The sequence below is a fragment of the Ruegeria sediminis genome, assembly GCF_005938215.1.
GTDB lineage: Bacteria > Pseudomonadota > Alphaproteobacteria > Rhodobacterales > Rhodobacteraceae > Ruegeria > Ruegeria sediminis.
Genome location: NZ_VCPD01000006.1, coordinates 136,954 through 161,679, shown reverse-complemented (window position 1 = coordinate 161,679; position 24,726 = coordinate 136,954). Strand labels below are relative to the sequence as shown.

The window sequence follows — 24,726 nt, the reverse complement described above, 5'->3', positions numbered from 1 at the left end:
TTCAGGCCACCTCTCTCACGCGGTCGAGGGCGCAGGCCACGATGCGCGCGATCAGATCGCCGAACCCGATCCCCTGCCTGGCTGCAGCCGCCACGAAACCCGCGTCCGGGGCGAGGCAAGGGTTGGTGTTGACCTCCAGAATCCAAGGCCGGCCGTGGGCATCCACCCGGAAATCGACCCGCGCATAACCGGCAAGGCCGAACAGCCGCCATGCATCCAGCGTCAGGTCGGTCAAACGCCCGAGCAGATCCGTATCCTCAACCGGGAAATCGAACCTGCGCGGCGTGTTCTCGAAGCCATGCGTGCCGGCGACCCACTTGGCCTCGTAATCGACGATCGTCGGCCGGCCCTCGCCGTAACCCACAAACATGATCTCGGCCGGCGGAAGAACCGCGGGACCCGACGCCTGTTCGAGAACCGAAATGTTGAACTCGCGGCCTTCGACAAAGGTTTCCGCAAAGAAAGTTCCGCCGAACCGGGATTGGCGCCAGGAAATCTCGCGGCCCGCCTGATCTCCGGCAACGACCGAGTCCGCATCGATGCCGAACGAGGCATGCTCGTCGACCGATTTCACGATCACCCGCGGCACGTCGATCAGACCGGCGCCCGTCAGCGACCAGGCCGGCGTCGGCAGCCCCGCCGCCTCCAGCGCGCGCTTCATGCCGGGCTTGGTCAGGCAAAGCTCGCTGGCCAATGCGCCGCAACCCGTGAAGGGAATGCCCAGGCGCTCCAGTTCGACGGGAATTTCGGCGGCAAGGCCGCAGTCGCCGTCGATTGCTTCGACCAGGTTGAAGATCAGGTCCGGACGCGTCGCGCACAGCTTCGAGATTGCCGCGAAATCCGAACCGATGTGAACAAGATCGGACCGGTGGCCAAGCTGGCGCAGCGTGTCGCAAATCACCCCGGCGGTCTGCAGCGTGTCGATCTCGTCCGGGCGCTCGGCCGTGGCGCCGTGCAGGACCGGGATGAACAGGCCCGTCATGATGCCGCGCGCCGGACGTCCTCGGCCAGACCTTGCCGCAGCACCGCCGCTTCGACGATGCCCGCGACCAGGGCGTCGTAGGTCATCCCGGTCTTGGCCGCGAGGATCGGCAGATCCGAATGGCTCGGATGCATCCCGGCAAGCGTGTTCACTTCGAGGAAATGCGGATTGCCGTGGGCGTCAGAACGAATGTCGATCCGGGCGGCGTCGCGGCAGCCCAGCGCACGGTATGCCGCAAGCGCGATCCGTCCGGCTTCCTGCGCCTCGGCATCCGCGGCCATCTGGTAAAGAACGCGGTCCTCGCACAGTTCCTTGTTTTCGAAACTGTAGATTTCGGCTTCGGCCGTCGCCAGCAGCGTGATCTCCACTACGCCGATCACCGATGCCCCTTTGCCGTTGCCCAGAATCCCGACCGTGAACTCGCGTCCGGGCAGGAAAGCCTCGGCCAGAACCGGTTGACGGAATCGGGCGACCAGATCGAGTGTCGCGGTCACGGCCTCGTCGTGATCCATGACCTTCGATGCGCGCTCGCATCCCTTGCCGGTTCCCTCGGCGACGGGCTTGAGAAACAGCGGGAACGTCAGCCCGCAGTCAAGCGCGTCGGACGCGGTTTCGAAAACGGCGAAGGGCGCAGTCGGAACGCCGGCATCCCGGACCACCTGCTTGGCCATCGCCTTGTCGAGGCCCAGCGCCTGCGTCAGCGGATCGGAAAAGGTGTAGGGTACGCCGAAGGCTTCGAGCAGGGCCGGCACCTGCGCCTCGCGCGAGCGCCCGGACAAACCCTCGGCGATGTTGAAGACCAGATCCCAGCGGTGGCCCGCGACCAGCCGCTCGGCCAGCGCCCGGATGTTGCCGATGCGGTCGGTGGCATGGCCGGCCCGTTCGAGCGCGGCTTGCAGCGCCGCGACCGTTTCCGGGCTGTCGAATTCGGCCAGCGCCTCTTCCGGCAGGCCGAGGTCGCGGTAATCGTCGCGCAGATCGTAGGTCAGCCCGATCAGCATGGCGAAACCTCGGGCCGCGCGCCAAAGCTCTCGCCCGGATCCGGGTAGCGGTAGTGGCCGCCCTCGAAATTCCTGAGGACCAGGTCGTCGCCGTCGCGCCCGACCACATAATCCGGCAGAAGCGGGATCTTGCCGCCGCCGCCCGGCGCGTCGATCACGAACTGGGGGATGGCGTAGCCGGTCGTGTGACCGCGCAGGCCCTCGATGATCTCGATCCCTTTCGAAACCGGCGTCCGGAAATGGGCCGATCCCGTGATCGGATCGCACTGATACAGGTAATATGGCTTCACGCGCCGCTTCAGCAGCCCGTGATACATCGCCTTCATCGTGTCGACGCTGTCGTTGATCCCTTTCAGCAGCACGGTCTGCGAACCGAGCGGAACACCGGCATCCGCAAGCCGGGAATAGGCCTCGGTCGCTTCGGGGGTCAGCTCGCTTGGATGCGTCACGTGTATCGACATCCAGATCGGATGGTGCTTTTTCAGGATCCTGGTCAGGTCGCGGGTAATGCGCATCGGCAGAACCGTCGGAACCTTGGTGCCGAGCCGGATGAATTCGACATGGGGGATCCGGCGGAGCCGCCCAAGAAGATAGTCCAGTTTTTCATCGGCGATCGTCAGCGGGTCGCCGCCTGACAGCAGGACGTCCCGGATTTCCGGATGCGCCTCGATATAGGACAGCGCCTGATCCCACTGCCGGGTCGAGAGATTGTATTCGCCGCCTGCCTGCCCAACCATCCTCGACCGCGTGCAATAGCGGCAATAGGTCGAACAGGTGCCGGTGGTGAGGAACAGCACACGGTCGGGATAGCGATGCACGAGGCCGGGAACCGAGGTGTCGTGATCCTCGCCAAGGGGATCGTCGGCCTCGCCCGGCATCCGCAGATATTCCTCGTTGACGGGAATATGCGTCCGGCGCAGCGGCTCGGACGGATCGTCGAGACCCATCACGCTTGCGTAATAGGGCGTTATGCCGACCGGAAGCCCGCCCGTATGACGGCCCACGGCGGTACGCTCATCGTCGCTAAGTCGAAACACACGCTCAAGCTCGGAGAGGGATCGGATACGCGCCCGCATCTGCCAGCGCCAGTCGTTCCAGTCATCCTTGCCGGCGTCCGGAAAAAACCGCTTGCGGAACGCTGCGGCGTCCTGACCGATCGGAAAAGCCGGTCTGCGCCGCACGGGCTTGCGGAAGTCCGGTCTCGGCGGGGGCGCATTTGGTATGGAAATGGGAGAAATCGAGGGAATTGAGGAAGTGAGAAACCCGTATTCGGGAGGCTCCATATCAGGAGCGATTTCATGGTCCATCGTCGCGTTTGGTCCAATGCCGAGGGAGCCGTCGCGCGCCAATCGTCGTTGCTGTCGCTGTCCTCGGACGATCGAATTTATGCGGAAGAAATGCATATTGGTCAATCAGGAAAAAAGCGAGGGCGAATTTCCGCGCGACCGCGGCAATCACTTGAAATGACAAGAAAATATTTCCCCTTCGGTCAACCAGAACACCCACGCGCCCTTGCCAATTCGTGACATACACGTGCCACGGATCGCAGCCCGGGCGCTGGCGGGATCCGCCGAGTGCACAGCGCCCGCGATTCACCGCCACGGGCGACCTGCTCCGGTTGGCGCACGCGGGGCCCGTTTGGCGCCGAGGGGCGCGTGAAGCGCACGAGGCGCGAAGCCCTTCCTAGCCAGTTCAAATATCCTTCAAAAAACCGTGGTTTCTGCCATTTCCTCCCTTTTGTGATAGACTTGCCGGTGTCCCGCGTGAAAGGTGCATGTCCGCCGGAACCCTGCGCCCCAATCGGAGCGCAGAAATGGTCACGAAAACAGCCGATATCCCGTCCGCCCCGCGCCTCCGTCGGCGCTGGGTGTCGGACGCCATTGCGCGCATCCGGGCCCCGATCCGGCTGAAGCTGCTGTTCGCCTTCCTGCTGATCGCCATGCTGATGGTCGGCCTGTCGTTCACCGGCGTCCGGGCATTGCAGCAGGCGAACGAGCGGACCGATGAACTCATTGCCTTCCAGACCAGGATCTCGGCGCTGAACGCATTCGAAAGAAGCGTTCAGGAGGTTATGACGACCGGCATGGGAACCCTGTCCGACACGTCGTTGACCGCCACCTCCACATTCCCAGCTACCCAGATGAAGGACGAACTGGTGTGGATGAAAACCGTAGTGGCCAACGCCACGCGCGGTCTAGAAAGGAACTGGCCCGAAGGCGAGGTTACGCCCGAGCGGGTGCTGGCGTTGCGACAGGCGGTGGCCGAGCTCTACGATGCAGGTCAGACCTTTCTCGACCTTGCTGAGCAGGGCAACACCGCGGCCACGAAAGCCTATTTCGAAAGCCAGTTCCTGAAGAAAGCGCAGGCGCTGGACCGCGAGGTCGTCACCATCAAGAGCGCGCTTCAATCCCACATGCGGCAATTGGCCGGCACGAACGCACAAGCCTACCTAGCCTCGCAACGGCTGGTCGTCACCGTTTCGGTCGCGGCGATCGGCCTTGCGCTGGTTCTGGGGTATTCGCTTTCGGGGTCCATCGTTGCGCCGATCGACCGCATCAGGGAAACCTTGCGGGTCATCGCCAGGGGCGATTTCTCGGTCAACCTCGAGGTACCCAACCGCGACGAATTCCAGGAACTGGCTGAAAGCGTGAACAAGACCACGCGCCGCTTAGGCGTCCTCTATGACGATCTGGAAGCCGCGAACCGGCACAAATCGCAGTTCCTTGCGAACATGAGCCACGAATTCCGCACCCCGATGAACTCGGTGCTGGGATACACCGAACTGATCCGCGACGGCATCTATGGCGAGGTGCCCGAAACGATCGCCGAGCCGCTGGACAGGATCGACGCCAACGGCCGCGCCCTGCTCGACCTGATCAACGACGTTCTGGACATTTCCAAGATCGAAGCCGGGCGCATCAATCTGCAACTGGACACCTATGACCTCGCCGACGTCCTGCAGTCGACCATATCGGCGGTTGAACCAATGGCGTCCGACAAGGGTCTGATTCTGGCCAGCAGGATTCCCGATCACCTGCCCGCCGCCCGCGGCGATGCGGGCCGCATCCGCCAGATCGTCCTCAATGTACTCGGCAATGCGGTGAAATTCACCGAAAAGGGAAACGTCACCCTGTCGGTCGGCGAAACCGGAGGTGTCTTCGAGATCGCCGTCACGGATACCGGACCCGGTATTCCGGCCGCGGATCAGGAAACCATTTTCGAGGAATTTCATCAGGCGGATTCGACCTCAACCCGCGCCGCGGGCGGCACGGGGCTGGGTCTGGCGATCGCCCGCCGCCTGGCCGAACTGCACGGCGGAACCATCGCCGTTCACAGCGCCCCGGGAAAGGGGGCCGAATTCGTGATCCGGTTGCCGGTTCACGTTCCCGACCAGGTGGAAACGCCATGACGCATCGCGTTCTGGTCATCGAGGATCAAGAGGACAACCGACGCATCCTGCGCGACATGCTGGGCAGCGCCGGGATCGAGGTTCTGGAAGCCAGGGATGGCGTCACCGGGGTCGCGACGGCCTTGCGCGAACGGCCGGACCTGATCCTGATGGACATTCAGATGCCGCGAATGGACGGGTACGAAGCTACGCGGAGGATCAAGTCCTCAGCCGAAGGCCGGGACATTCCGATCATCGCGGTCACCTCCTATGCCCTGTCCGGTGACGAGGCGCTGGCGCGGCAGGCCGGGTGCGACGACTACGTGACGAAACCGTTCAGCCCACGCCTTCTGCTGGAACTTGTGCGGCAAAGACTGCCGAAAGACGATTGATCCGAGATGCGCGACGAACCCCTCATCCTCGTGGTCGACGATCAGACCGACAACCGGCGCATCCTTGTGGCGCGCCTGGAAAGCCAGGGCTACGCCACGGCGGAAGCCGCCGACGGCGCAGAGGCCCTGCGGAAAACGCGCGAGCTTCTTCCGGATCTGATCCTGCTCGACGTCATGATGCCGGAACTCGACGGTTTCGAGGTTTGCCGCCGGATACGTGCCGATGCCGGTCTGCCCTACATCCCGATCGTGCTGGTCACCGCGCGTACCGACCTGGAGGACCTGGTCACCGGGCTCGATGCGGGCGCGAATGACTATCTGGTGAAACCCGTGGACCATGCCGCCCTTACCGCAAGGGTCCGGTCCGCGTTGCGCGTCAAGGCGTTGCACGACACGGTCGAGGAACAGCGCGCCGAGTTGGCGGGCTGGAATGCAGCGCTCGAAACGAAGGTCGCGGATCAGATGCGGGAAATCGAACGCGCCGGCCGCCTGCGCCGGTACCTGCCCCGCCAGGTCGCCGAACAGATCCTGGCGGCGGGCGACGGCGAAGACATTCTCGGCGGCAGGCAAACCGAGGTTGCGGTCCTGTTCGCGGATCTGCGCGGCTACACGGCCTATTCCGACCAGTACCCGCCCGAGACGGTGATGGCGGCCCTGAATGCGTTTCATCGGTTTGCCGGTCCGCTGATCGACCGCCACGGGGGCACCTTGGAACGCTATCTCGGGGATGGCCTCGTGGTTCTGTTCAACGCGCCGATCCCCTGCCCGGACCCGGTCGACCGGGCCTTGAACTTGGCCCGCGACATGCAGCAAGGCTTCGGGCCAGCCATCGGCAGGCACCAGACCGCCGACTTCGGTCTGGGTCTCGGGATCGGGATCGCCTACGGAACGGCGACTGTGGGTCAGATCGGATTTCACGGCCGGCAGGACTATGCGGCCATCGGCTCGGTTCCCAATCTGGCGGCGCGTCTGTCCGACATCGCCGGACAGAACCAGGTGCTTGTAAGCGCCGCCACCGCCCAGCGCGCGGGACAATCCCACGCGCTGAAAGACCTTGGCGAGCGCAGCCTGAAAGGCATCGCCGAGCCGGCGGCGGTCTTTGAACTCGTGCTCTGATCTCCAGCCGGTCTTGGGCGACTTGCCGGGACAGACGACCCCTTTCGGATCGCTCCGTCAGACCGTCGTGCCCTTGATGCGGATGGCGCAACCCAAGGTTCCGGCGGCAATACCGACCAGGATCGCGACGGTCAGTTCGAGCATCTCGATATTCCCGAAGTTGAACTTCGCGAACAGCAGGGTCTCGAGGACGCCGACCAGCCCCCCAAGCGCGCCGGCCAAGGCAAAGTTCCTGGTCATCATGCCCAGCGCGAGACCGAGGATGCCCGGCAGGCTCAGGATGTTGCCGCCGATGGTACCGAGTAGTTCGAGCATGGAATTACCTCTCCGGGGCCGCGTCGGGGTTTCCGGCAATGTATGCGCGGAGCGCCGAAACGCCGAAAATTGAACTTTGCTTGGGTTCGGGGGCCGGTTCCTCGCCGAGCGACTTCACGACCTTCTCATATTCTTCGAGATACCCGGACGGGAGATTGTGCGCGATGCCCTGATGGCAGTCGATGCAGGTCATGCCGGTGTCGATCGCCTTCTGATGCGCATCGGCGGCACGGGTCTCCTGGATGGTGAAGTCCATGTAGTCGAAGTTGTGGCAGTTCCGGCATTCGCGGCTGTCGGACTGTTTCATCTTCTTCCAGGTCGTCGCGGCCATGTGCAGGCGGCGTTCCTCGTACTTCTCGGCGGTGTCGATACTGCCCAGCATCTCGTGATAGACGTCCTTGACGGCCATGATCTTGGCCTTCACCTTGTGCGACCATTCCTTCGGCACGTGGCAGTCCGAGCAGATCGCGCGCACGCCGGAGTGGTTGTTGTAATGGACGGTTTCCCGGTATTCCCCGAGATTGGTCTCCATCGTGTGGCACGAGACGCAGAACTCTTCGGTGTTGGTCGCCTCGAGGGACCAGTGGAAGCCCCCCCAGAACAGGATCCCGGCAAGGAAACCCACGATGAGCGTGAACCCGACGCTGAGCACCGCCGTCGGCCTCCAGAACCAGTCCCAGAGGCGACGGAGACGGCCCCTATTGTCTTTGGAGTCGGACATTTTTTGGAAACTCCTGAAAGCGGATTGAAATTCTACTTCGAAAACGAGGGAACGAACTCGTTCTCGACCAGGGCAGGCGTGTCCGCCTGGGGTACGTGGCATTGGTTGCAGAAATACCGGGTGCCCGCGATGTGGTCGAGTTCATTGCCTTCGCGGTCGAGGTAGTGGGTCATCGACAGGGTCGGCGCTCCGCGCTCGCCCGCGTTGGACCAGTCGTGGCAGGACAGGCACTGGTTGGTGCGCAGATCGATCTGGTACTGTGCGACCGAGTGCGGGATCAGCGGCGGCTGCTGACGATAGTTGCGCTGCACGCGTTTCTCGTTCTCCTTCCACTGGAACTCCTTGGTTATCGGCGTGGGCGCGTCGACAGGCGCGCCGCGCAGGGCATCGACCTGTTGCGCGATGGCCAGGCCGCCCAGGGTGAAGGATGTGACGAGGGCAAGGATGCCCGCTAGGACCGACTTGTTCATAAAAGGCTCTCCTTATGGCTCATTCAGGCGGCGCTCCGTTCGGAGGCGGAGGATGAAGGTTCGGCGAGGTGATCGTCGAACCGGTGGGTGAAGTTGAAAACGTCCTGGGCGCAGACGTCGATGCAACGGCCGCAATTGGTGCAATCCGGCGCGAGGATGAGCGGTGTGGACCCCGCCTTGCCTTTCAGCGCCGGTGAAATCACCTGTTGTTCGGGGCAGACGGCGTAGCAGTCCATGCAATCGTCGCAGGCGGACCGGTTCGCCGCGCTGATGCGGATGAGACTGGTGCGTCCCAACAGACCATAGAACGCCCCGACCGGGCAGGCATGCCCGCACCAGCCCCGGCGCGCGACAAGCAGGTCGAACAGGAAGATCGCGGCCACCATGGCCCAGACCGCGCCCATGCCGAAGATCAGGCCACGGTGAAGCATCGTGATCGGGTTCACGACCTCCCATGCGATGGTGCCCGTCAGGGCCGAGACCACCAGGACCGTTCCGAGAATCCACAGCCGCGCCGAGCGTTTCGGCTGCCAGCCCTTGTGCAGCCCGAGCCGGGCATGAAGCCAGTGCGCCGCATCTGTCACCGGGTTGATCGGACAGACCCACGAGCAATAGACCCGCCCGCCGACAACGGCATAGATCGCAAGCACGATCAATGCGCCGACAAGCGCGGTCGCGGCGGGCCAGTGGCCCGCGACGATGCTTTGCAGGGCGATGAACGGATCGGTGAGCGGCAGCACCCCGAACGTCAGCGATCCGGCGATCGTGCCCTGAACGATCCAGACCGAGAACCAGGGGCCGATCAGGAACAGGGCCAGAAAGAAGACCTGGCTTGCGCGGCGCAGCAGCAGATACCGGTGCGCGCCGATCCAGCCCTTGGCCATGCGCGCCTCCTGGCCGACCGGAAGATGGGTCCGCGCGCTCATGGATTGCCCCCCATCGGCTTGAACGACGGTTCGAACCCGCCGGGCGCGGCGAGGTTGTCGGTTCCTGGTCCCGGCAACCTGTCCGGCAGATCGATGATCCCCTCGACGACAGGCGCCCCCTTGGCGGCCTTTTCCTCCCAGCCCTTGCGATAGTGGTCCGCGGCCTCGCCGCGCGCCAGCCGCACCGGCAGCACCTTGATCGCCGCTTCGGGCAGGACACAGCTTTTTTCGCACACGCCGCAACCGGTGCAGTGATCGGCATGCACGGTCGGCGCAAAGATCGCGTGATGGCCGGAGCGGGCGTTGTGCGAGGTTTCCAGCGTGATCGCCTCGTCGATGACCGGGCAGACGCGATAACAGACGTCGCAGCGCAGCCCGAGAAAATTCAGACAGTTCTCCTGATCGACCAGCACCGCGGTGCCCATCCTCGCGTCGTCGATGTTCTGCAGCGCCGGGTCCAGCGCGCCGGTGGGACAGGCGGCGACGCAGGGGATGTCGTCGCACATCTCGCAGGGCACGTCGCGCGCCGTGAAATAGGGCGTGCCGGTGGCCGGCCCGTCCTCGCCAAGTTCCGCCAGCTTCAGCGTGTCATAGGGGCAGTCGCGGACGCACAGGCCGCAGCGGATGCAGGCCCCGAGGAAATCGTCTTCCGCCAGCGCGCCGGGCGGGCGCAGCGCCTCTGCCGGCAGGGCGCGGGCGTCGCGCACGAGATACGCCAATGCCGATCCGGCCACCACGCAGCCGCCCGCCATGCGCGCGGTGTCCTTTAGGAACCGGCGGCGGTCAGGAGATATGGAAGAGACCGGCATGGCGTTACTCGGGTTTCGGGAGCGCTCAGGCGCGCTCCACCTTGCAGGCACATTTCTTGAAGTCGGTTTCCTTCGACAGCGGGCAGGTCGCGTCCAGCGTCAGCTTGTTGGTCAACTGGCCTTCGTCGAACCACGGCATGAACACCAGCCCTTGCGGGACCTTGTTGCGTCCGCGCGTCTCGAGTCGGCTGCGGACCTCGCCCCGGCGGGTGGAGATCACGATCTCCTGCCCGCGGCGCAGACCACGCGCCTTGGCGTCCTCGGGGTGCATGTAGACGACGGCGATCGGGAATGCGCGGTGCAGTTCCGGCACGCGGCGGGTCATCGAGCCCGAATGCCAGTGTTCCAGAACCCGGCCGGTGCAGAGCCACAGGTCGAATTCCGCGTCCGGCACCTCCGGCGGCGCTTCATAGGGCGCGAAGATGATTTTGGCCTTGCCGTCCTTGTGGCCATAGAACTTCACCTCTTCGCCTTCACCGACATAGGGGTCGTAGCCCTCGCGGAAGCGGTACAGCGTCTCTTTGCCGTCCACGACCGGCCAGCGCATGCCGCGCGTCTGGTGATACATGTCGAAGGGCGCCAGGTCGTGGGCATGTCCGCGGCCGAAGGCGGCATATTCCTCGAACAGGCCCTTCTGGACGTAGTAGCCGAAATGCTGGGCGTCATCGTTGTCGAACCCTTCCGCCGTATCCGACAGCGGGTACATGTCGACGACGCCGTTGGCGAAAAGCACCTCATAAAGCGTCTTGCCCGCCAGTTCCGGCTTCTTGGCGATCAACTCGTCGCCCCAGGCCTCTTCGACCGTGAAGCGTTTGGAGAATTCCATCAACTGCCAGAGATCCGACTTGGCCTCGCCCGGCGCTTTCACCTGCTGGCGCCAGAACTGGGTGCGCCGCTCGGCGTTGCCATAGGCGCCTTCTTTCTCGACCCACATCGCGGTGGGCAGGATCAGGTCCGCCGACATCGCGGTGACCGTGGGATAGGGGTCGGACACGGTGATGAAGTTCTCGGGGTTCCGGTAGCCCGGGAACCCTTCCTCGTTCATGTTGGGCGCCGCCTGCATGTTGTTGGTGCACTGCACCCAATAGGCGTTGAGTTCGCCGTCCTTCAGCTTGCGGTGCTGCAGCACGGCATGGAAGCCGGGTTTCGGCGGGATCGTGCCCTCGGGGATGTTCCACGCCTTTTCGCAGATCGCCCGGTGCTCGTCATTCGCGACAACCATGTCGGCGGGCAGGCGGTGGGCGAAAGTGCCCACCTCGCGCGCGGTGCCGCAGGCCGAAGGCTGCCCGGTGAGCGAGAAGGGCGAGTTGCCCGGCTCCGAGATCTTTCCGGTCAGCAGGTGCACGTTGTACATCAGGCCGTTCACCCAGGATCCGCGGGTGTGCTGGTTGAACCCCATGGTCCAGAGCGACATCACCTTGCGGTTCGGATCGGCGTATTGCGCAGCCAGCCGTTCAAGCTGCTCCGCCGGAACGCCCGACATTTCGGAAACCTTGTCCAGCGTGTATTCGGACACCGCGGCGGCGTATTCGTCAAAGCTCATCGGTTCCAGCTTGCCGGAATCCGGGTTTGCGGCTTCCTGCTGCAGCGGGTTGGTTTCGCGCAGGCCATAGCCGATGTCCGTCGCCGTCTTGGTGATGTTGACGTGCTTGGACATGAAGTCCTCGTTCACCGCGCCATTCTGGATGATGTAGTTCGCGATGTAGTTGAGGATCGCCAGGTCGGTCTGCGGCGCAAAGATCATGCCGTTGTCGGCCAGCTCGAACGACCGGTGCTCGAAGGTGGACAGCACATGCACCTCGGAACCCGGCTTGGTCAGGCGGGTGTCGGTCAGGCGCGACCACAGGATCGGGTGCATCTCGGCCATGTTCGAGCCCCAGAGCACGAAGGTATCCGCGTGTTCGAAGTCGTCGTAGCAACCCATCGGCTCGTCGATGCCGAAGGCGCGCATGAAGCCGACCACGGCCGAGGCCATGCAGTGCCGCGCGTTGGGGTCGATGTTGTTCGAGCGCAGGCCGGCCTTCATCAGCTTGGCCGCCGCGTAACCCTCCCAGACCGTCCACTGGCCCGAGCCGAACATGCCCACGCTGGTCGGCCCTTTCTTGGCCAGCGCCTCTTTCCACTTCTCCGCCATCACGTCGAAGGCCTCGTCCCACGAGACCGGCTCGAATTCGCCGTTCTTGTCGTAGACGCCGTTCGACTTGCGCAGCAGCGGCTGGGTCAGCCGGTCCTGCCCGTACATGATCTTGGACAGGAAATAGCCCTTGATGCAGTTCAGCCCGCGATTGACGGGCGCATCCGGGTCGCCCTGTGTGGCGACCACGCGGCCCTCCTTGGTGCCGACCAGCACCGAGCAGCCGGTGCCGCAGAACCGGCAGGCCGCCTTGTCCCAGCGGATGTCGGGTGTCTGCACCTGCGCCTGCGCGAGGCCGGTTGCAAGGGGAATGCCGGCCGCCGAGGCGGTTGCCGTGGCTGCCGTGGCCTTGAGGAACGTCCGACGGGATTCAGAAATGGTCATTGGTCTGTGCTCCGGCTTGACTGGGGCTGAGAGAGGCGGGCCGCTTGCCTGCCTCCGCGAGGTCTTCGAAATGGTGATAGGTCAGGGTCAGCGACACGACGCCCGCGACCTGGTGCAGCGCCATGATCGTGTCCGAGGCCAGGTGCGCCTCGGTGTCCTCGACGACGACGACAAAGCGGCCATCCTCGGATCTGGCATGGATTTCGACACCGTCCATCGCCGCCATTTCGGCGGCTGCGGCCTCGGTTCTTTCGGGCAGGACGTGGACAAGACATCCGCAAATGTTCATTCGGCCGCCTCCATCTGACGGGGTGGGATTTTCCGGAAACTGACGGCGCCGGCCGGGCAACTGCCTGCGCAGGCCCCGCATCCGGTGCAGGATTCGATGTCGATTTCGGGGGTCGACCGTCCGCTGGTCTGCAGCCGGAACCGGATGGCTTGCGCATCGCAGGCATCCTGGCACGACCGGCACACCACGCCGTTCATGGAAAGACAGGTTTCCGCGACCCGCGCACGCCAGGGCCAGTCCGACATCAGATCCGTCTTGAGCGCGCCTGTCGGGCAGGCTTCGGCGCAGTCGCCGCAGAAGGTGCAGGCGCCGAGCGCGAAATCGACCGAAGCCTTGCCCTTGCCGTCGGCGACGATGATGCCTTCCGGACAGGCGTCAAGGCAGGCCCGGCAATCGGTGCAGGCTTTGGTGAAAACGTCTGGATCGGCGCCCGGCGGACGGACCGCTTCGGGTGCAGCCCGGCCATAACGCCCGCGCAGAAAATCGCGACGGCTGGTTTCGCCCGTCATCCGGCTATCCGTCATGCCATTCCGCATCGCCATGTCAGGTTAACGCCGCCAATCGAGTTGTCAAACGGTCCATCGCCTCGCGCCCGACGAGTTCTTCGCGCCGATCCGATGCCGGCGGAACGGGGACGCTTGAGCGGGACCGGTCAGACTGCAAAAGGCTACACTCCACGTTCGTTGATGCCGCCCCAGGAACAGCTTTCCAGCTTGTTTCACAGGTGCGACCGGGTTGATGACTCCGCCCGCCCCGGAGGGCGAAACGGCGCAGGGCAGATTCGACGAATCTGCTTTGACGCAGTCTTACCGGAATAACATCGTGCGGAATTTGATCTCGATTAAGTTTGCCTCTCCAAAATTGCGATAAAAGGGCCGCAGGCCGACCCTGTTTCGAGGAGATCTTCTCATGACCACGAAATCAACCAAGGCCGAAACGCCCAAGTCGTTCTCGGATGTTCTGAAATCAATTCAAACCGCTGCCTCGATGAATCCGGTGATGAAGCCGCAGATCGCACAGTTCTGGGACGCGCAGGAAAAGATGCTGGACGAGGCCGAACTCTATACGCGGCACTGGTTCGAACGCCGCCACGAGGCCATTCGCACCGCGTTGGACGCGGCCCGCGCCGCGACCGCGGTCAACCAGTCGGACCCGGCCAGGGCAACGCAAACCATGCTCGACTGGCAGCGCCGGTCGATGGAGCGGATGGTCGAAGACGCGCAGGAATGGCTCGACACCATGTCGCGCTGCGCCAGTTACGTGACCAGAACGGAAGCCGAGGCGGTCGGAGAGACCATCGAAGAAGCCGCGGAATTGGCTAAGAAATCAACCAAGTCGGCCAAGTCCGAACCCGTCTGAGCCCGGGCGTTCAAAACGCGAAGCCGGCCGGTCGCTCTGGTCCGCAAGTCTTTCGGCTGAACACTAGACTCGCCAGGCCGAACCGGCGGGAAGGCCCGGTGGTGCTTGTATCCGCTCTCTCTGCTATTGTTGCCAAAGGCGGGGAGGCGAGGTGTGGCCGACAGAGTATCGGAATGGCTGAAATCCCTTGGCCTCGGCAAATATGACGAGGTCTTTGCCAGGCATGAGATAGACTTGGATGCGGCGCGCGACCTGACGGACGATGATCTTCGGGAAATCGGGCTGCCGGTCGGCCCGCGCAAGAAACTGCTTCGCGCGATCAAGGCGCTGTCCGAGGGCGCGACCTCGGCAGAAGCACCCGACCAGCCGGAACCGATCCGGTCAGACAATACCGAACGGCGTCAGCTGACGGTCCTGTTCTGCGACCTGGTCGGATCGACCCAACTATCCGCAGAGCACGATCCCGAGGAGATGCGCGATTTGCTGACCCGGTACCAGGATACCGTCGCGGCAACCGTCGTGCGATTTGGCGGCTACGTGGCGAATTACCTGGGCGATGGCGTTCTCGCCTATTTCGGGTGGCCGCGCGCCTCCGAGGATCAGACGGCGCAGGCGCTTCGCGCCGCATCGACCGCCGTCGACGCCGTCGCGCGCATCAGTCTGCCCGACGGCTCCGGCCTGTCCGCCAGGATCGGCATCGCGACCGGCCAGGTTGTCGTCGGCGACATCGTCGGCAAAACCGCCAAACAGGTCGCGGCGATCAGCGGTGAAACCCCCAACCTCGCAGCCCGCCTGCAGGCCGAGGCCGAACCGGGCAGCGTGGTCATCGACCCGGCGACGCGGTCGATGGTCGAGGGAGAGTTCGACCTTGTCGAGCTGGGGCGGAGGCAGCTGAAAGGAGTGCCCAAGCCGGTGATGCTGTTTCAGGTCGCCGGCGAAAGACCGTCGGAAAGCAGGTTCTTCGCGCAGCATCCGAAACGACTGGCGCCATTCTTGGGGCGACGAAACGAACTCGCCCTGCTCAAGGACCGATGGTCGGTCGCAGCCGGCGGCGAAGGCCAGGTCGTCCATCTTTCCGGTGAGCCCGGCATAGGCAAAAGCCGGCTGAGCCTGCGGCTTCTGGAGGAAATCTCGCCACAGCCGCATGTCAGGCTGCGCTATCAATGTTCTCCGCATCACGTGCATTCGGCGCTCTACCCCATCATCCGGCAACTGTCGTTCGCGGCCGGGATCAAACCTTCGGACACGGCCGAACAGAAACTGGACAAGCTCGAGCGGGCGCTGCGGAAAAGCACGGAAAACGTCTCGCAGACCGCGCCCTTGCTGGCCGAGATGATGTCGCTGCCCACCGAGCGTTACGATGCGACATCCCTGTCGCCGCAACGGCAGAAAGAAGCCGTGTTCGACGCGCTGGTCGAACAGTTGACCGGCCTCGCCGCGACGGCGCCGGTGATCATGGTGCTGGAGGACGCGCACTGGATCGACCCGACCAGCCTGGAGGCCTTTGGCCGTATCGTCGCGATCGCGGAGAGCCTACCCATCCTGCTGCCCGTCACCTCGCGCCCTGAGTTCAGGATTCCGTGGCCGGTCGGCGGTCATGTGTCCGAGTTGTCGTTGACCCGGTTGCCCAGGAAACAGTGCGGCGAACTTATCCACAGCCTGCTCGGCGAACGCTGGGTCGACGATGCGATCCTCGAGCGGTTCGTCGAAAGGGCGGACGGAATTCCCCTTTTTGCCGAGGAACTGGCGCGGGCCATCGAAGGCGGGCCATCCCGGGCGGGCGAATTCGCACTTCCGCCAACCCTGCAGGCCCTTCTGGCATCCCGCCTCGACCAACTCTCGCCCTCTGCGCGCAGCATGGCCCAGATCGGTTCGATCCTTGGCCGCGAATGCCCGCTGCGGATCATCCGCGCCCTGAGCGAGTTGCCGGCGGAAGTCGAGGATGCCGCGATCGCCGAACTGGAAGCGTCCGGCCTGTTCACGCAGCGCGGCCGGTTCGATCGGGCCGAAATCGTGTTCCGACACGCGTTGATCGAAGAGGCCGCCTATCAGTCCCAGCTTCTGTCAACGCGGGCCGCGCGTCACCGCCGCGTCGCCGACTGGTTGACGGAAAACGAACCGGATCGCGCCGCCGCGGAACCCGAGGTGTTGGCGCATCACTTCCATCGTGCGGGAGACGCCGAACAGGCGCTGCACCATTTCCACGCCGCCGCCCGCCGCGCCAGCACCAACTGCGCATACAAAGAGGCGATCGCGCATCTCCGTACCGGGCTGGAGATCATTCGGGACCGAACCGCCGAAGAGTCCGTGCAGGCCTGGCGTCTGCCCTATCTGACCGCGCTGGGGTCCGCCATCATGGCCCTGCGCGGCTATGCCGACAGCGAGGCCGGCGACGTGTTTCAAGAGGCGCTGTCCATCTGTCCGGACGACACCGACGTCGACACGCGCTTCAAGATCTACTGGAACCTCTGGCTCAACAACCAGATGTCCGCCAACCTGCCCGAAGCAAGCCGGATGATCGACGCGATGAAACCGATCACCCGGATCGACCCGTCCGACGAACACCAGTTGCAGTTCAGCCATGCAGGCTGGACCACGAAATTCTCCGAAGGCGATCTCAGGGCCGCTCAGGCTTTCCTGGAAACGGGGCTTCCGCTTTACACGCCCGAGCGGTTTCATCAATGCGCGTACCACTACGGCGGCCATGATCCCGGAGTCTGCGGCCACAGCCATTGCAACCTCGTCCAGTCGCTGACCGGAAACCTGGATGCCGCCGGCCGATGCGGGAAGGATGCGATCGGTCTCGCCGAAAAGCTGGGCCACGAAAACAGCCTGACGATAGCCCACGCGTTCGCCGCACTCGGCCGCTACCTGGTGCGTGACGCTGCCGGCGCCAACGAGTTGGCCCAAAGCGCGGAGGAACTGGCCGAGAAATACGGCCCCTGGCATTTCAAGATTCTGGCGGGATGCATTTCAGCCTGGGCAGGCGAGATGCTCGGCGAGCATCGGGACGGCGTGGAAATTCTCCGCGACCTCATCAGGACATCCAAGGATCGCAGTGCGGTCATGCGCATCCCGTTCTTCGAGATGATGCTGGCGGAACTGCATGGTCGCCACGGCGAATTCGACCTGTCGATTTCGGCGGCCGAACGGGCGCTGGACACCATGCGGCAATATCGGGCAGGCGTCATGGTCGCCGAAGCCCTGCGGCTGCGCGGCGAAGGCGAAGCCGCCATGGGGCAGCCAGAAAAGGCGGCAAAATCCTTCCGCGCCTCGCTGGCCCGGGCGCGCGAGCAGGGCGCGCATCTGCTGGAACTCCGGGCTACGGTCTCGATCTTGCGGTCCCCGTCCGCTGGCCAGCCAGCCGATGCAGAAGGATCCGTGTCGCGCGTTCTCGGCACGATCAGCTCCGAACTCGAGACCGAAGACATCGCCGCGGCCAGGGCAATCCTGCGATGAAGCAAGCGCCAAGCTCGTCGATGCTTCGTCGCGAGTGACCGCGCGGTTCGGGACCGGCTCAAGGCCAGACGCCTTACCCGGCGATTTCGCGAAGCGTCACGACCCCCAGGAAATCGCCCAGCCACTGGCGCGACTGGACCAGTTGCCCGTCAGCCTGGCTGAACCAGTAGACGTTCAGGAATTCCTGGTCGGCGCTGCGGCAGGTCTCGCGCATCAGGCGGGTGGCGACGGGCTGGCCCCGGACCGGGATCTCCTGCGTGCCGCGGTCTTCGATGTGGCACTTGTAGCTGCGCGTCACGATACGGTCGTCGCCGTTCAGGAAGCTGTGGAAACGCAACACCTGGCCCTCGCGCCCGTCGAACAGCGCCTCCAGCGGCTGCGACACGTCCGAGGCCATCATGCCGCCGCCGAAACCGCGCTCGCCGACGATCAGGCCCTGGCGGGTCAGCAGCGACGCGCCATCGACCGACAGCCATGTCCGCACCCCCTCGCGCTCGCCCTCCAGCACCATCGCTCCGGCGAGACCGCTCTCCAGGAACGCGATCTGCAACCGCGGCGCGTTCGCCGCGATCAACGCCTGCACCCGCGGGTCGGGCGGCGCCTTTCCGGGCTGCAACGTGCTCCGCACCACGTCGAATTCGTAGTTGGTCTTGGTACAGGCGGCCAGCAGGGTCAGCAGGGCGGCGGCAACGGCAATCCGTCTCATCTGTAGAATCGTCCCCATTGTCCGACCAGCCGGCCTGCGCGTTCGTCGCGCACGTAGTCGTAAAGCCTGTTCTCGACCTGCAGGCGGGCGCCGCCGTCGCGCAAAACCGGACGGATCGTCTGCCGGATCTTCGGCAGCGTCGAGCGGCCGGTCAGCCAGGCCACCGGGATCTCGAACCGGATGCCCTTGTCGAAGGAGCCCTCGCCGAATTCCTCCGAAGAGACATTCGTGAAGGTCGCGAATGCACCGACCTTGAAGCCGTTGTTGAACTCGCGGTCGATGGTGAACGTCGCTCCCCAATCCCCGGCCAGGTAGCGGCCCGCATCGACCCGCAGGTGATAATCGCCGTCGAAGTCGTAGTACATCGAGGCATGGCCCGTCACGATGTCGTAGTCCTGAAATCCGAACAGCATGTCGAAATCACGCTGTCTGGCATAGTTGACCTCGGCGCCAAGCGCGAGGCGTTCGTCCCCCGGATACCACAGCAGTTCGGCCGAAAGCCCACCATACATCTCTTCCAGATAGCCGGCGGTGAATCGCGCGAACAGGTCCGGACCCGGCCTCCACAGATAGTTGGCGGTCAGGTAGTTGACCTGCAGATCCGACTGCTGGGCATACAGCGCCCAGTCCGACCGAACGTGCGGCAGCACCGAATCCGACACCCGCGTGGTGTCGTCGAGGGTGCTGACGAACGGCAGTCGTGTGAGGCCCGACAGCAGGACCCCGGGACGCAGGATCAAGTCGCCCACGAAGGCCGCGCCGATCTCGTAGCGCACCGGATCATCCGGGTCGAAGAAGGACAGCCGCGCATAGGGCCCGAACCGGTAGGTGGTGTAGGGATAGGCGTCCTCGATGATGCCGACCGGACGCTCGTCCGCGTCGCGGATCTCGGACCGCGCCAGCGTGCGCCAGCTGCCGTCAAGGTCGTTCTCCAGTTCGTAGAGCGCATCGCGATGGGTCTCGACCGACGTGATCGGCAGGCCGTTGCGCAGCAGCGTGATCCCGAATGCCTCGACTTCGGGCGGCAGCGTGTTCGCCATGATCCGCGCCGTTCGGCCGACGGCCTGGGCGGCGGCGTTGTAACGGCCGTTCTCGATTTCGACCGTGGCGCGGCCGCCTTCGATGTCATAGCCCACCATGCGCAGGCCCTGCTGCTCCAGCCGCGCCCGCAGCACCTCCCGCAGGGTCGGATCGCGGGCATCCCGTCCAGGCAGGTTCCAGCTGGCCAGCGCCACCCGGTCCACCGGTTGCAGCATCGGCGGCGCCTTGTCGAGTCCGCCGGGAACGGCAGGCTTGCGCGGGTCGAGCACATAGCTGAACTGCAGGCCGAGGGTCGAGCCGTACATGTAGTAGGCGTTGATGTTGGCGCCGTTCTCGAACCGGTAGGTCAGGCCCAGATTCACGGGAAAATCGGCGTCGAACCCCATGCGGGCGGTTTCCGTGGAATAGGTGTCCGAGGAATACTCGGCCAGCAGCGACAACTGGTCGTTGACCTTGTATTCCACGCCGCCGAACAGCGCCGCCGGTCCACGGAACCACTGATCCGTCGAAAACTTGCCGCCGGTGCCGAAATCGTTCGGTGGGCGCGTCTCGAACCGGGAATCAATGTATGACAGCGGGTTCCTGAAACTGTTGCGCTCGCCCAGCCTCCCCCATCCCATGCCGCCGGTCAGTTTCCAGCGTTCGGCGAAGGTCTTGGTCAGAACGACATATTCGCCGCTGTAGACACCTGTACCGCCGAAATCGCGCAGCCCGACGCCGATGGCGGGGCCGTGCCTGGTCTCTTCCCGAAGGCGGAAATGAATGTCGAAGCTGCGGTCATACCGGCTGCCCGTTCCGCCACCGTCGAACCCCCTGAGATAGGAATAGCGGAACGAGCCGTAGACCCAGGGCAGCATCTGGAACGTCACCGTTCCCCGGGCCGTGTCGCGGAACACCGCGCCCGTCATTGCCAGATCGCCGTCCGGCAGCATCTCGGCGGTCGGCATGTCGACGAGGCCGGGGGTGCCGTAGGTGGAAAGGTTCTGCGCCTTGGCCGAGCCTTCGGCCAACAGGACGCAGCCGATCCCCAGAACCGTGCACAGCGCAAGACGCATGAACCTGCCTACCCAAAAAGTTTGTTGTTTTTTTTCGGTCCTGAAGAACCGGCCGCGCCGCCGCACATGTCGTGGAGTTGCGCGCGCCGGCGCTTGTACAACCGGGTTGGACATGTCACAACCCCGACAAACGGGGAACGGAGCCTCAAAATGCTGAAATCCTGGCTCGCCAGACTTTCCGGCAGATCTCCGGCCTTTCCGCCGGTGGCCCCCGAGCATCCTTTCTACCTGATCGGCGACATCCACGGCAGGGCCGACCTGCTGGACCGCGCCCTGAAACGGCTGGAAGCCGACCATCCCGTCGTCTTCGTGGGCGACTACATCGACCGCGGCGAGGACAGCGCCGGGGTCCTGCGCGCCCTCATCGACCGGCCCAACGCCCATTTTCTGAAGGGCAACCACGAAGAAATGCTGCTGTCGTTCCTCGGGGATCCGATCACCCACGGTCCCCGCTGGCTGCGCTATGGCGGGCTGCAGACGCTGGCCAGCTACGGAGTCGCCGGCGTGACCGAGACCAGCAAGGGTCCGGAACTCGAGGCCGTGCGCGATGCGCTGACGCGCGCGATGGGCCCCGAACAGATATTCTGGCTGCGTACCCTGCCGCTGACCTATCGCAGCGGCAACGTGGCCGTCGTTCATGCCGGCGCCGACCCGCGGCTGGACCCCGACAGTCAGGATTCCGGCAACCTCATCTGGGGGCACAAGGACTTCGGCAGGGTGCCGCGCCGGGACGGCCTCTGGATCGCGCACGGCCACACCATCGTCGACGAGCCCGTGGCGGAACGGGGCATCATTTCGGTCGACACCGGCGCCTACGCGACCGGGCGACTTTCCGTCGCCGCAATCCGCGAAGGCGGGGTGGAGTTCCTGGACATCCGGTAAGGATGCCTCGCAGGCAAGAACAATAAGCCATTATTGTTTCCAGATTTGAAACTATATCGCCGGATCCGGAGGCTGTTGCCGATGTGCATCCCGTCACCTTTGCAGTCGCTTCTCTCTAAATTCCCCCAAAAAAACGGATGTTGCGCTGAAAAACGGCACTTGAAGCCCGTCCCCCGTCCTTCGTGACACACCGCTGTCTCGCCCGGCCCGAGCCCCTTCAACATCGCCCCCATTAACAGCCCGTTAACCACGTCCTTGGTTAATGGCGGGTGAACGATGGCGTGGGTGGGAAACACGACGGAGTTCGCCCCCATGACGCATTTCGACCTGATCGAAACCCGCGCCAAGCCGATCCGGCCCGGCTTCTATGCCCGGTCCGGCAAGCGACTGCTCGACCTGGGGCTGGCGCTGCTGCTGCTGCCCCTGCTGGCGCCGGTCATTGCCCTGACCTGGGCGGCGGCCAAGGCGCAGGGCGGTCCCGGCTTCTATTCGCATGTCCGCGTCGGGCGCCACGGCCGCAGCTTCCGTTGCCACAAGATCCGCACCATGCATCCGGACGCCGACCGCCTTCTGCGTGAACACCTGCGCACCCACCCGCTGGCGGCCGAGGAATGGGCGCGCAACCGCAAGCTTCGGCACGATCCGCGCGTGACCCCGCTGGGCCGCATCCTGCGGCGCACCTCGCTGGACGAACTGCCGCAGATCCTCAACGTCCTGCGTGGAGAGATGTCGCTGGTCGGCCCGCGACCGGTCACCGAGGATGAACTTGGATACTATGCCCCGATGCCCTCGACCTATCTTGACCAATTGCCCGGCGTCACCGGGCTGTGGCAGGTGCGCGGGCGGCGCGACGGCTGCTACCGCACCCGCGTCCGCCTGGACCGGGCCTACCGGCGCGAAATGAGCCTTGCCACCGATCTCGGCCTGATCGGGCGCACGGCGCTGGCGCTGGTCCGGCCTTCGGGCTGCTGAACCCGCGCCAGCAGGGCGGCCAAGCGTTCCGCGCTCGCCTCCCACGTGAACGACGCCGCCCGCGCCCGTCCGGCGTCAACCATCGCCGCGCGTTCTGCCGCGGTTGAACCGGCGAAACCGCGCAGCGCCCGCGCCATGTCGGCCACGTCACGCGGATCGAACCAGGCCGGCGCCTCGCCCAACACTTCGGGCAGGGCCGAGCCGCGCGCCGCCAGAACCGGCACGCCCAGTTCCATCGCCTCCAGCGGCGGAATGCCGAACCCTTCGTAGAGCGACGGGAACACGAACCCCGCCGCCCCCTCGTAGAGCGCACGCAATTCGCCGTCCGTGACGCGCCCCAGCAGCCTCGCGCCGGCGCCGCCGGTATCCTGCGCCAAGCCGGGAACCGCGCCGCCAACGACCACAAGCGGCGGCACGGCCGCACCGGCCAACCGATGCGCGTCGACCAGCCGGGCAAGGTTCTTGTTCGGGCTGCGGTTGCCCACAGTCAGCAGGTATTCCCCTGCAGCCAACCCATGCCGCCGCAGCACCGTCGCATCCGGCTTCACCGACCGGATATGGCCCGCGCTGTTGGCAATCACCGCAAAGCGCTCGGCCCCGACGCCCAGCCGCGCCGCCAGTTCACCGGCCGAAAACCGGCTCACCGTGATCAACGCCGCGGCCCGCCGCGCCAATAGCGGCCGCAAGGCCCGGTGCCACGCCCGGTAACGGCCCGAAAACGCCTCGGGCAGCGCCCAGACGTTGACGTCGTGGAAACAGATGATCTGCCGCGGATGCAGCAACGGCCCGCTGTTGCCGAGGCTCAGCAGCACGCCGCCCCGCGCCGCACGCGCCAGCGCGACCTGTTCCCAGAAATGACCCTGGCCGCCGCGCAACGCCCGTCGCTCGATCACCTGCCAGCCGGGATCGGCAACCGGCCCAAGCGGATGCAGCGCCACCACCGGCCCCAACTTGCGCCGAAGACCGGAATCGGCGGCCAGGCCGCGATCCAGCGCCGTCAGCAGTTCGCGCGCATAGCGCTGAACCCCCGACAGAGGCTGGGCCAGAAAGCGGGCGTTGACGTAGATCGTCATGCGGCCCGCCGCGCGGAAGGCAGATCATAAAGCTCGGTCGTCCGCCGTCCCAGCGTCTCCAGCGTCCAGTCGCTGATATCCGTCCCTCGGGCGCCTTGCCGCAGCCGGTCAAGCGCCGGCCGGTCCGTCAGCAAGGCAGCCGTCCGCGCGGCCAAGCCGTCCAGATCACCAGGGGGCAGAACCGCGCCGTTGACGCCGTCGCGGACAAGCTCGTCGATCCCCGGCAGATCGTTCACCGCCACCGGCCGCCCCACCGCCAGCGACTGCACCACGACCCGCGGCAGCCCCTCGCGCTCCGAGGCCAGCACCGACAGATCCGCCAGCGCCAGCAGCGCCTCGGGGTCCGGGCGGTGGCCGCACAGGATGACCCGTCCGTGCAGGCCAAGCGCCCGCACCTCGGCGCGCACGGGTTCCAGCAGCGGCCCGTGCCCGGCCAGCAGCAACCGCATGTCGCCCCGCGCCACCCGCGCGAAGCTGCGCAGGAACTGCAGATGGCGCTTGCGCGGCTCGAACGCCGCCAGCATCACTGCAACCGGCGGCTTGGCCTCGCCCGGCCGCAGGCCGAGCAAGGCGCGCCAGTCCGCGGGCCAGGCGGCGTTCCGGAACCGGTCCAGATCCATGCCCGAACGCACGCAGTGAACCTGATCGGGACGCGCGATTCCGGCATCGACATAGGCGGATCCGACCGCCTTCGAGACCGCCATGAACAGATCCGTCCGCGGCGCGGCCCGCCGCTCCGCCGCCAGGTAAAGCGCCCGCCGCGCCGCATCGACCCCGTGGAACGGCACGATGTGGATCCCATGCACGACCAGCGCCCACGGGGCACCCTCCGCCGCCCAGCGCCCGAGAATACCGGCCTTGCTCTGATGCGTGTGGATCACGTCCGGGCGCAGGTCGCGGTAGAGCCGCCGCAGCGCCGTCAGCGCCCGCCAGTCCGAAAGCGGGTCCAGCGGATGCACCAGCGACGGCAGCCGAACAAGCTTCAGCCCCGGCGACGGATCGTCGTACCACCCGCGGTCGAAATCGGCGCCGTGCAGCAGGGTCACGCGATGCCCGGCCCGCGCCTGCCAGCGGCAGGTCGCCACGGTGTTTTCCTCGGATCCCGCCCGCAGCAGCCGGGTCACCAGGTGCAGGATGTGCATGATTGCCCTCCGGTCATCGCACTCCGGCCTTGTCGGTTAAGGCCCCGTTAACCTTGAGCGGCGATCCTTAACAAATCGGAAACGGGCTGGAGAATTCGCCGGCCCTTGCG

General features: G+C 65.2%; 23 protein-coding genes. 8 read left to right on the top strand and 15 right to left on the bottom strand.

Features of this window, described 5'->3' with window-relative positions:
• Nucleotide 1: 1 nt before the first annotated feature.
• From FGK63_RS16415 to FGK63_RS16405, 3 genes are read right to left on the bottom strand one after another with little or no spacing between them, the layout of a single operon-like run.
• Nucleotides 2-982, bottom strand: coding sequence for a D-alanine--D-alanine ligase family protein (locus FGK63_RS16415; RefSeq protein ID WP_138844240.1), 981 nt, complete (start codon nucleotides 980-982; stop codon nucleotides 2-4).
• Nucleotides 979-1,983: a D-alanine--D-alanine ligase family protein gene (locus FGK63_RS16410; protein WP_138844238.1), complete on the bottom strand. Its 1,005-nt coding sequence runs from the start codon at nucleotides 1,981-1,983 to the stop codon at nucleotides 979-981. The genes FGK63_RS16415 and FGK63_RS16410 overlap by 4 nt, the downstream gene beginning before the upstream one ends.
• Nucleotides 1,977-3,164, bottom strand: coding sequence for a KamA family radical SAM protein (locus tag FGK63_RS16405; protein ID WP_246044062.1), 1,188 nt, complete (start codon nucleotides 3,162-3,164; stop codon nucleotides 1,977-1,979). Before FGK63_RS16405 ends, FGK63_RS16410 begins: the two co-directional genes overlap by 7 nt.
• A gap of 117 nt (nucleotides 3,165-3,281) precedes the next feature.
• Between FGK63_RS16405 and FGK63_RS16400 the strand changes: the two genes are divergently transcribed.
• The 4 genes from FGK63_RS16400 (at nucleotide 3,282) to FGK63_RS16385 (ending at nucleotide 6,879) form a co-directional block, all read left to right on the top strand.
• On the top strand, nucleotides 3,282-3,509 hold the full coding sequence (locus FGK63_RS16400; RefSeq protein ID WP_138844234.1) for a hypothetical protein: 228 nt from the start codon (nucleotides 3,282-3,284) through the stop codon (nucleotides 3,507-3,509).
• Nucleotides 3,510-3,796: 287 nt separating this feature from the next.
• Entirely contained in the window at nucleotides 3,797-5,392 is a 1,596-nt protein-coding gene (locus FGK63_RS16395) for a sensor histidine kinase (protein ID WP_171052682.1), read from the top strand.
• Nucleotides 5,389-5,763, top strand: coding sequence for a response regulator (locus FGK63_RS16390; protein WP_138844230.1), 375 nt, complete (start codon nucleotides 5,389-5,391; stop codon nucleotides 5,761-5,763). Before FGK63_RS16395 ends, FGK63_RS16390 begins: the two co-directional genes overlap by 4 nt.
• A gap of 6 nt (nucleotides 5,764-5,769) precedes the next feature.
• Nucleotides 5,770-6,879: an adenylate/guanylate cyclase domain-containing protein gene (locus FGK63_RS16385; protein WP_138844228.1), complete on the top strand. Its 1,110-nt coding sequence runs from the start codon at nucleotides 5,770-5,772 to the stop codon at nucleotides 6,877-6,879.
• Nucleotides 6,880-6,936: 57 nt separating this feature from the next.
• On the opposite strand, the gene FGK63_RS16380 is transcribed toward FGK63_RS16385, so the two are convergent.
• The 8 genes from FGK63_RS16380 to napF are packed head-to-tail and all read right to left on the bottom strand — an operon-like array spanning nucleotide 6,937 to nucleotide 13,436.
• On the bottom strand, nucleotides 6,937-7,194 hold the full coding sequence (locus FGK63_RS16380) for a hypothetical protein (protein WP_138844226.1): 258 nt from the start codon (nucleotides 7,192-7,194) through the stop codon (nucleotides 6,937-6,939).
• Nucleotides 7,195-7,198: 4 nt separating this feature from the next.
• On the bottom strand, nucleotides 7,199-7,915 hold the full coding sequence (locus tag FGK63_RS16375; protein WP_138844224.1) for a NapC/NirT family cytochrome c: 717 nt from the start codon (nucleotides 7,913-7,915) through the stop codon (nucleotides 7,199-7,201).
• Nucleotides 7,916-7,947: 32 nt separating this feature from the next.
• Nucleotides 7,948-8,385 carry a nitrate reductase cytochrome c-type subunit gene (locus FGK63_RS16370; protein WP_138844222.1) on the bottom strand — a complete coding sequence of 146 codons (438 nt, stop codon included), beginning with the start codon at nucleotides 8,383-8,385 and terminating at the stop codon, nucleotides 7,948-7,950.
• Nucleotides 8,386-8,408: 23 nt separating this feature from the next.
• Nucleotides 8,409-9,311: a quinol dehydrogenase ferredoxin subunit NapH gene (gene napH, locus FGK63_RS16365; RefSeq protein WP_138844220.1), complete on the bottom strand. Its 903-nt coding sequence runs from the start codon at nucleotides 9,309-9,311 to the stop codon at nucleotides 8,409-8,411.
• Nucleotides 9,308-10,120, bottom strand: a complete 813-nt coding sequence (gene napG / locus FGK63_RS16360; RefSeq protein WP_138844218.1) for a ferredoxin-type protein NapG — start codon at nucleotides 10,118-10,120, stop codon at nucleotides 9,308-9,310. The genes napH and napG overlap by 4 nt, the downstream gene beginning before the upstream one ends.
• Nucleotides 10,121-10,145: 25 nt before the next feature.
• Nucleotides 10,146-12,638 (bottom strand): nitrate reductase catalytic subunit NapA, encoded by a 2,493-nt coding sequence (gene napA / locus FGK63_RS16355; protein WP_138844216.1) that lies wholly within the window; start codon nucleotides 12,636-12,638, stop codon nucleotides 10,146-10,148.
• A complete protein-coding gene (locus FGK63_RS16350) occupies nucleotides 12,625-12,927 on the bottom strand; it encodes a chaperone NapD (RefSeq protein ID WP_138844214.1) in 303 nt (100 codons plus the stop codon). The genes napA and FGK63_RS16350 overlap by 14 nt, the downstream gene beginning before the upstream one ends.
• Nucleotides 12,924-13,436, bottom strand: coding sequence for a ferredoxin-type protein NapF (gene napF, locus FGK63_RS16345; RefSeq protein ID WP_138844212.1), 513 nt, complete (start codon nucleotides 13,434-13,436; stop codon nucleotides 12,924-12,926). The genes FGK63_RS16350 and napF overlap by 4 nt, the downstream gene beginning before the upstream one ends.
• Nucleotides 13,437-13,836: 400 nt before the next feature.
• Between napF and FGK63_RS16340 the strand changes: the two genes are divergently transcribed.
• Nucleotides 13,837-14,286 (top strand): hypothetical protein, encoded by a 450-nt coding sequence (locus FGK63_RS16340; protein WP_138844210.1) that lies wholly within the window; start codon nucleotides 13,837-13,839, stop codon nucleotides 14,284-14,286.
• Between the two features lie 153 nt (nucleotides 14,287-14,439).
• Nucleotides 14,440-17,745, top strand: a complete 3,306-nt coding sequence (locus tag FGK63_RS16335; RefSeq protein WP_171052681.1) for an AAA family ATPase — start codon at nucleotides 14,440-14,442, stop codon at nucleotides 17,743-17,745.
• 73 nt (nucleotides 17,746-17,818) lie between these two features.
• On the opposite strand, the gene FGK63_RS16330 is transcribed toward FGK63_RS16335, so the two are convergent.
• Nucleotides 17,819-18,451 carry a YjbF family lipoprotein gene (locus FGK63_RS16330; RefSeq protein WP_171052680.1) on the bottom strand — a complete coding sequence of 211 codons (633 nt, stop codon included), beginning with the start codon at nucleotides 18,449-18,451 and terminating at the stop codon, nucleotides 17,819-17,821.
• Nucleotides 18,448-20,547, bottom strand: a complete 2,100-nt coding sequence (locus tag FGK63_RS16325) for a YjbH domain-containing protein (protein WP_138844205.1) — start codon at nucleotides 20,545-20,547, stop codon at nucleotides 18,448-18,450. The genes FGK63_RS16330 and FGK63_RS16325 overlap by 4 nt, the downstream gene beginning before the upstream one ends.
• A gap of 150 nt (nucleotides 20,548-20,697) precedes the next feature.
• Between FGK63_RS16325 and FGK63_RS16320 the strand changes: the two genes are divergently transcribed.
• Nucleotides 20,698-21,429 (top strand): metallophosphoesterase family protein, encoded by a 732-nt coding sequence (locus tag FGK63_RS16320; RefSeq protein WP_138844203.1) that lies wholly within the window; start codon nucleotides 20,698-20,700, stop codon nucleotides 21,427-21,429.
• 312 nt (nucleotides 21,430-21,741) lie between these two features.
• Nucleotides 21,742-22,401, top strand: a complete 660-nt coding sequence (locus FGK63_RS16315; protein WP_246044060.1) for a sugar transferase — start codon at nucleotides 21,742-21,744, stop codon at nucleotides 22,399-22,401.
• On the opposite strand, the gene FGK63_RS16310 is transcribed toward FGK63_RS16315, so the two are convergent.
• Nucleotides 22,317-23,474: a glycosyltransferase family 4 protein gene (locus FGK63_RS16310; RefSeq protein ID WP_138844199.1), complete on the bottom strand. Its 1,158-nt coding sequence runs from the start codon at nucleotides 23,472-23,474 to the stop codon at nucleotides 22,317-22,319. The genes FGK63_RS16315 and FGK63_RS16310 overlap by 85 nt on opposite strands.
• Nucleotides 23,471-24,616: a glycosyltransferase gene (locus FGK63_RS16305; protein WP_138844197.1), complete on the bottom strand. Its 1,146-nt coding sequence runs from the start codon at nucleotides 24,614-24,616 to the stop codon at nucleotides 23,471-23,473. The genes FGK63_RS16310 and FGK63_RS16305 overlap by 4 nt, the downstream gene beginning before the upstream one ends.
• Nucleotides 24,617-24,726: the final 110 nt, after the last annotated feature.

Bases quoted from the DNA above. Each gene is read 5' to 3' on its own strand.
- FGK63_RS16415 (WP_138844240.1), bottom strand. From the start codon at position 982: ATGACGGGCCTGTTCATCCCGGTCCTGCACGGCGCCACGGCCGAGCGC.
- FGK63_RS16410 (WP_138844238.1), bottom strand. From the start codon at position 1,983: ATGCTGATCGGGCTGACCTACGATCTGCGCGACGATTACCGCGACCTC.
- FGK63_RS16400 (WP_138844234.1), top strand. From the start codon at position 3,282: ATGGTCCATCGTCGCGTTTGGTCCAATGCCGAGGGAGCCGTCGCGCGC.
- FGK63_RS16395 (WP_171052682.1), top strand. From the start codon at position 3,797: ATGGTCACGAAAACAGCCGATATCCCGTCCGCCCCGCGCCTCCGTCGG.
- FGK63_RS16390 (WP_138844230.1), top strand. From the start codon at position 5,389: ATGACGCATCGCGTTCTGGTCATCGAGGATCAAGAGGACAACCGACGC.
- FGK63_RS16385 (WP_138844228.1), top strand. From the start codon at position 5,770: ATGCGCGACGAACCCCTCATCCTCGTGGTCGACGATCAGACCGACAAC.
- FGK63_RS16380 (WP_138844226.1), bottom strand. From the start codon at position 7,194: ATGCTCGAACTACTCGGTACCATCGGCGGCAACATCCTGAGCCTGCCG.
- FGK63_RS16375 (WP_138844224.1), bottom strand. From the start codon at position 7,915: ATGTCCGACTCCAAAGACAATAGGGGCCGTCTCCGTCGCCTCTGGGAC.
- FGK63_RS16370 (WP_138844222.1), bottom strand. From the start codon at position 8,385: ATGAACAAGTCGGTCCTAGCGGGCATCCTTGCCCTCGTCACATCCTTC.
- napH (WP_138844220.1), bottom strand. From the start codon at position 9,311: ATGAGCGCGCGGACCCATCTTCCGGTCGGCCAGGAGGCGCGCATGGCC.
- napG (WP_138844218.1), bottom strand. From the start codon at position 10,120: ATGCCGGTCTCTTCCATATCTCCTGACCGCCGCCGGTTCCTAAAGGAC.
- napA (WP_138844216.1), bottom strand. From the start codon at position 12,638: ATGACCATTTCTGAATCCCGTCGGACGTTCCTCAAGGCCACGGCAGCC.
- FGK63_RS16350 (WP_138844214.1), bottom strand. From the start codon at position 12,927: ATGAACATTTGCGGATGTCTTGTCCACGTCCTGCCCGAAAGAACCGAG.
- napF (WP_138844212.1), bottom strand. From the start codon at position 13,436: ATGACGGGCGAAACCAGCCGTCGCGATTTTCTGCGCGGGCGTTATGGC.
- FGK63_RS16340 (WP_138844210.1), top strand. From the start codon at position 13,837: ATGACCACGAAATCAACCAAGGCCGAAACGCCCAAGTCGTTCTCGGAT.
- FGK63_RS16330 (WP_171052680.1), bottom strand. From the start codon at position 18,451: ATGAGACGGATTGCCGTTGCCGCCGCCCTGCTGACCCTGCTGGCCGCC.
- FGK63_RS16325 (WP_138844205.1), bottom strand. From the start codon at position 20,547: ATGCGTCTTGCGCTGTGCACGGTTCTGGGGATCGGCTGCGTCCTGTTG.
- FGK63_RS16320 (WP_138844203.1), top strand. From the start codon at position 20,698: ATGCTGAAATCCTGGCTCGCCAGACTTTCCGGCAGATCTCCGGCCTTT.
- FGK63_RS16315 (WP_246044060.1), top strand. From the start codon at position 21,742: ATGACGCATTTCGACCTGATCGAAACCCGCGCCAAGCCGATCCGGCCC.
- FGK63_RS16310 (WP_138844199.1), bottom strand. From the start codon at position 23,474: ATGACGATCTACGTCAACGCCCGCTTTCTGGCCCAGCCTCTGTCGGGG.
- FGK63_RS16305 (WP_138844197.1), bottom strand. From the start codon at position 24,616: ATGCACATCCTGCACCTGGTGACCCGGCTGCTGCGGGCGGGATCCGAG.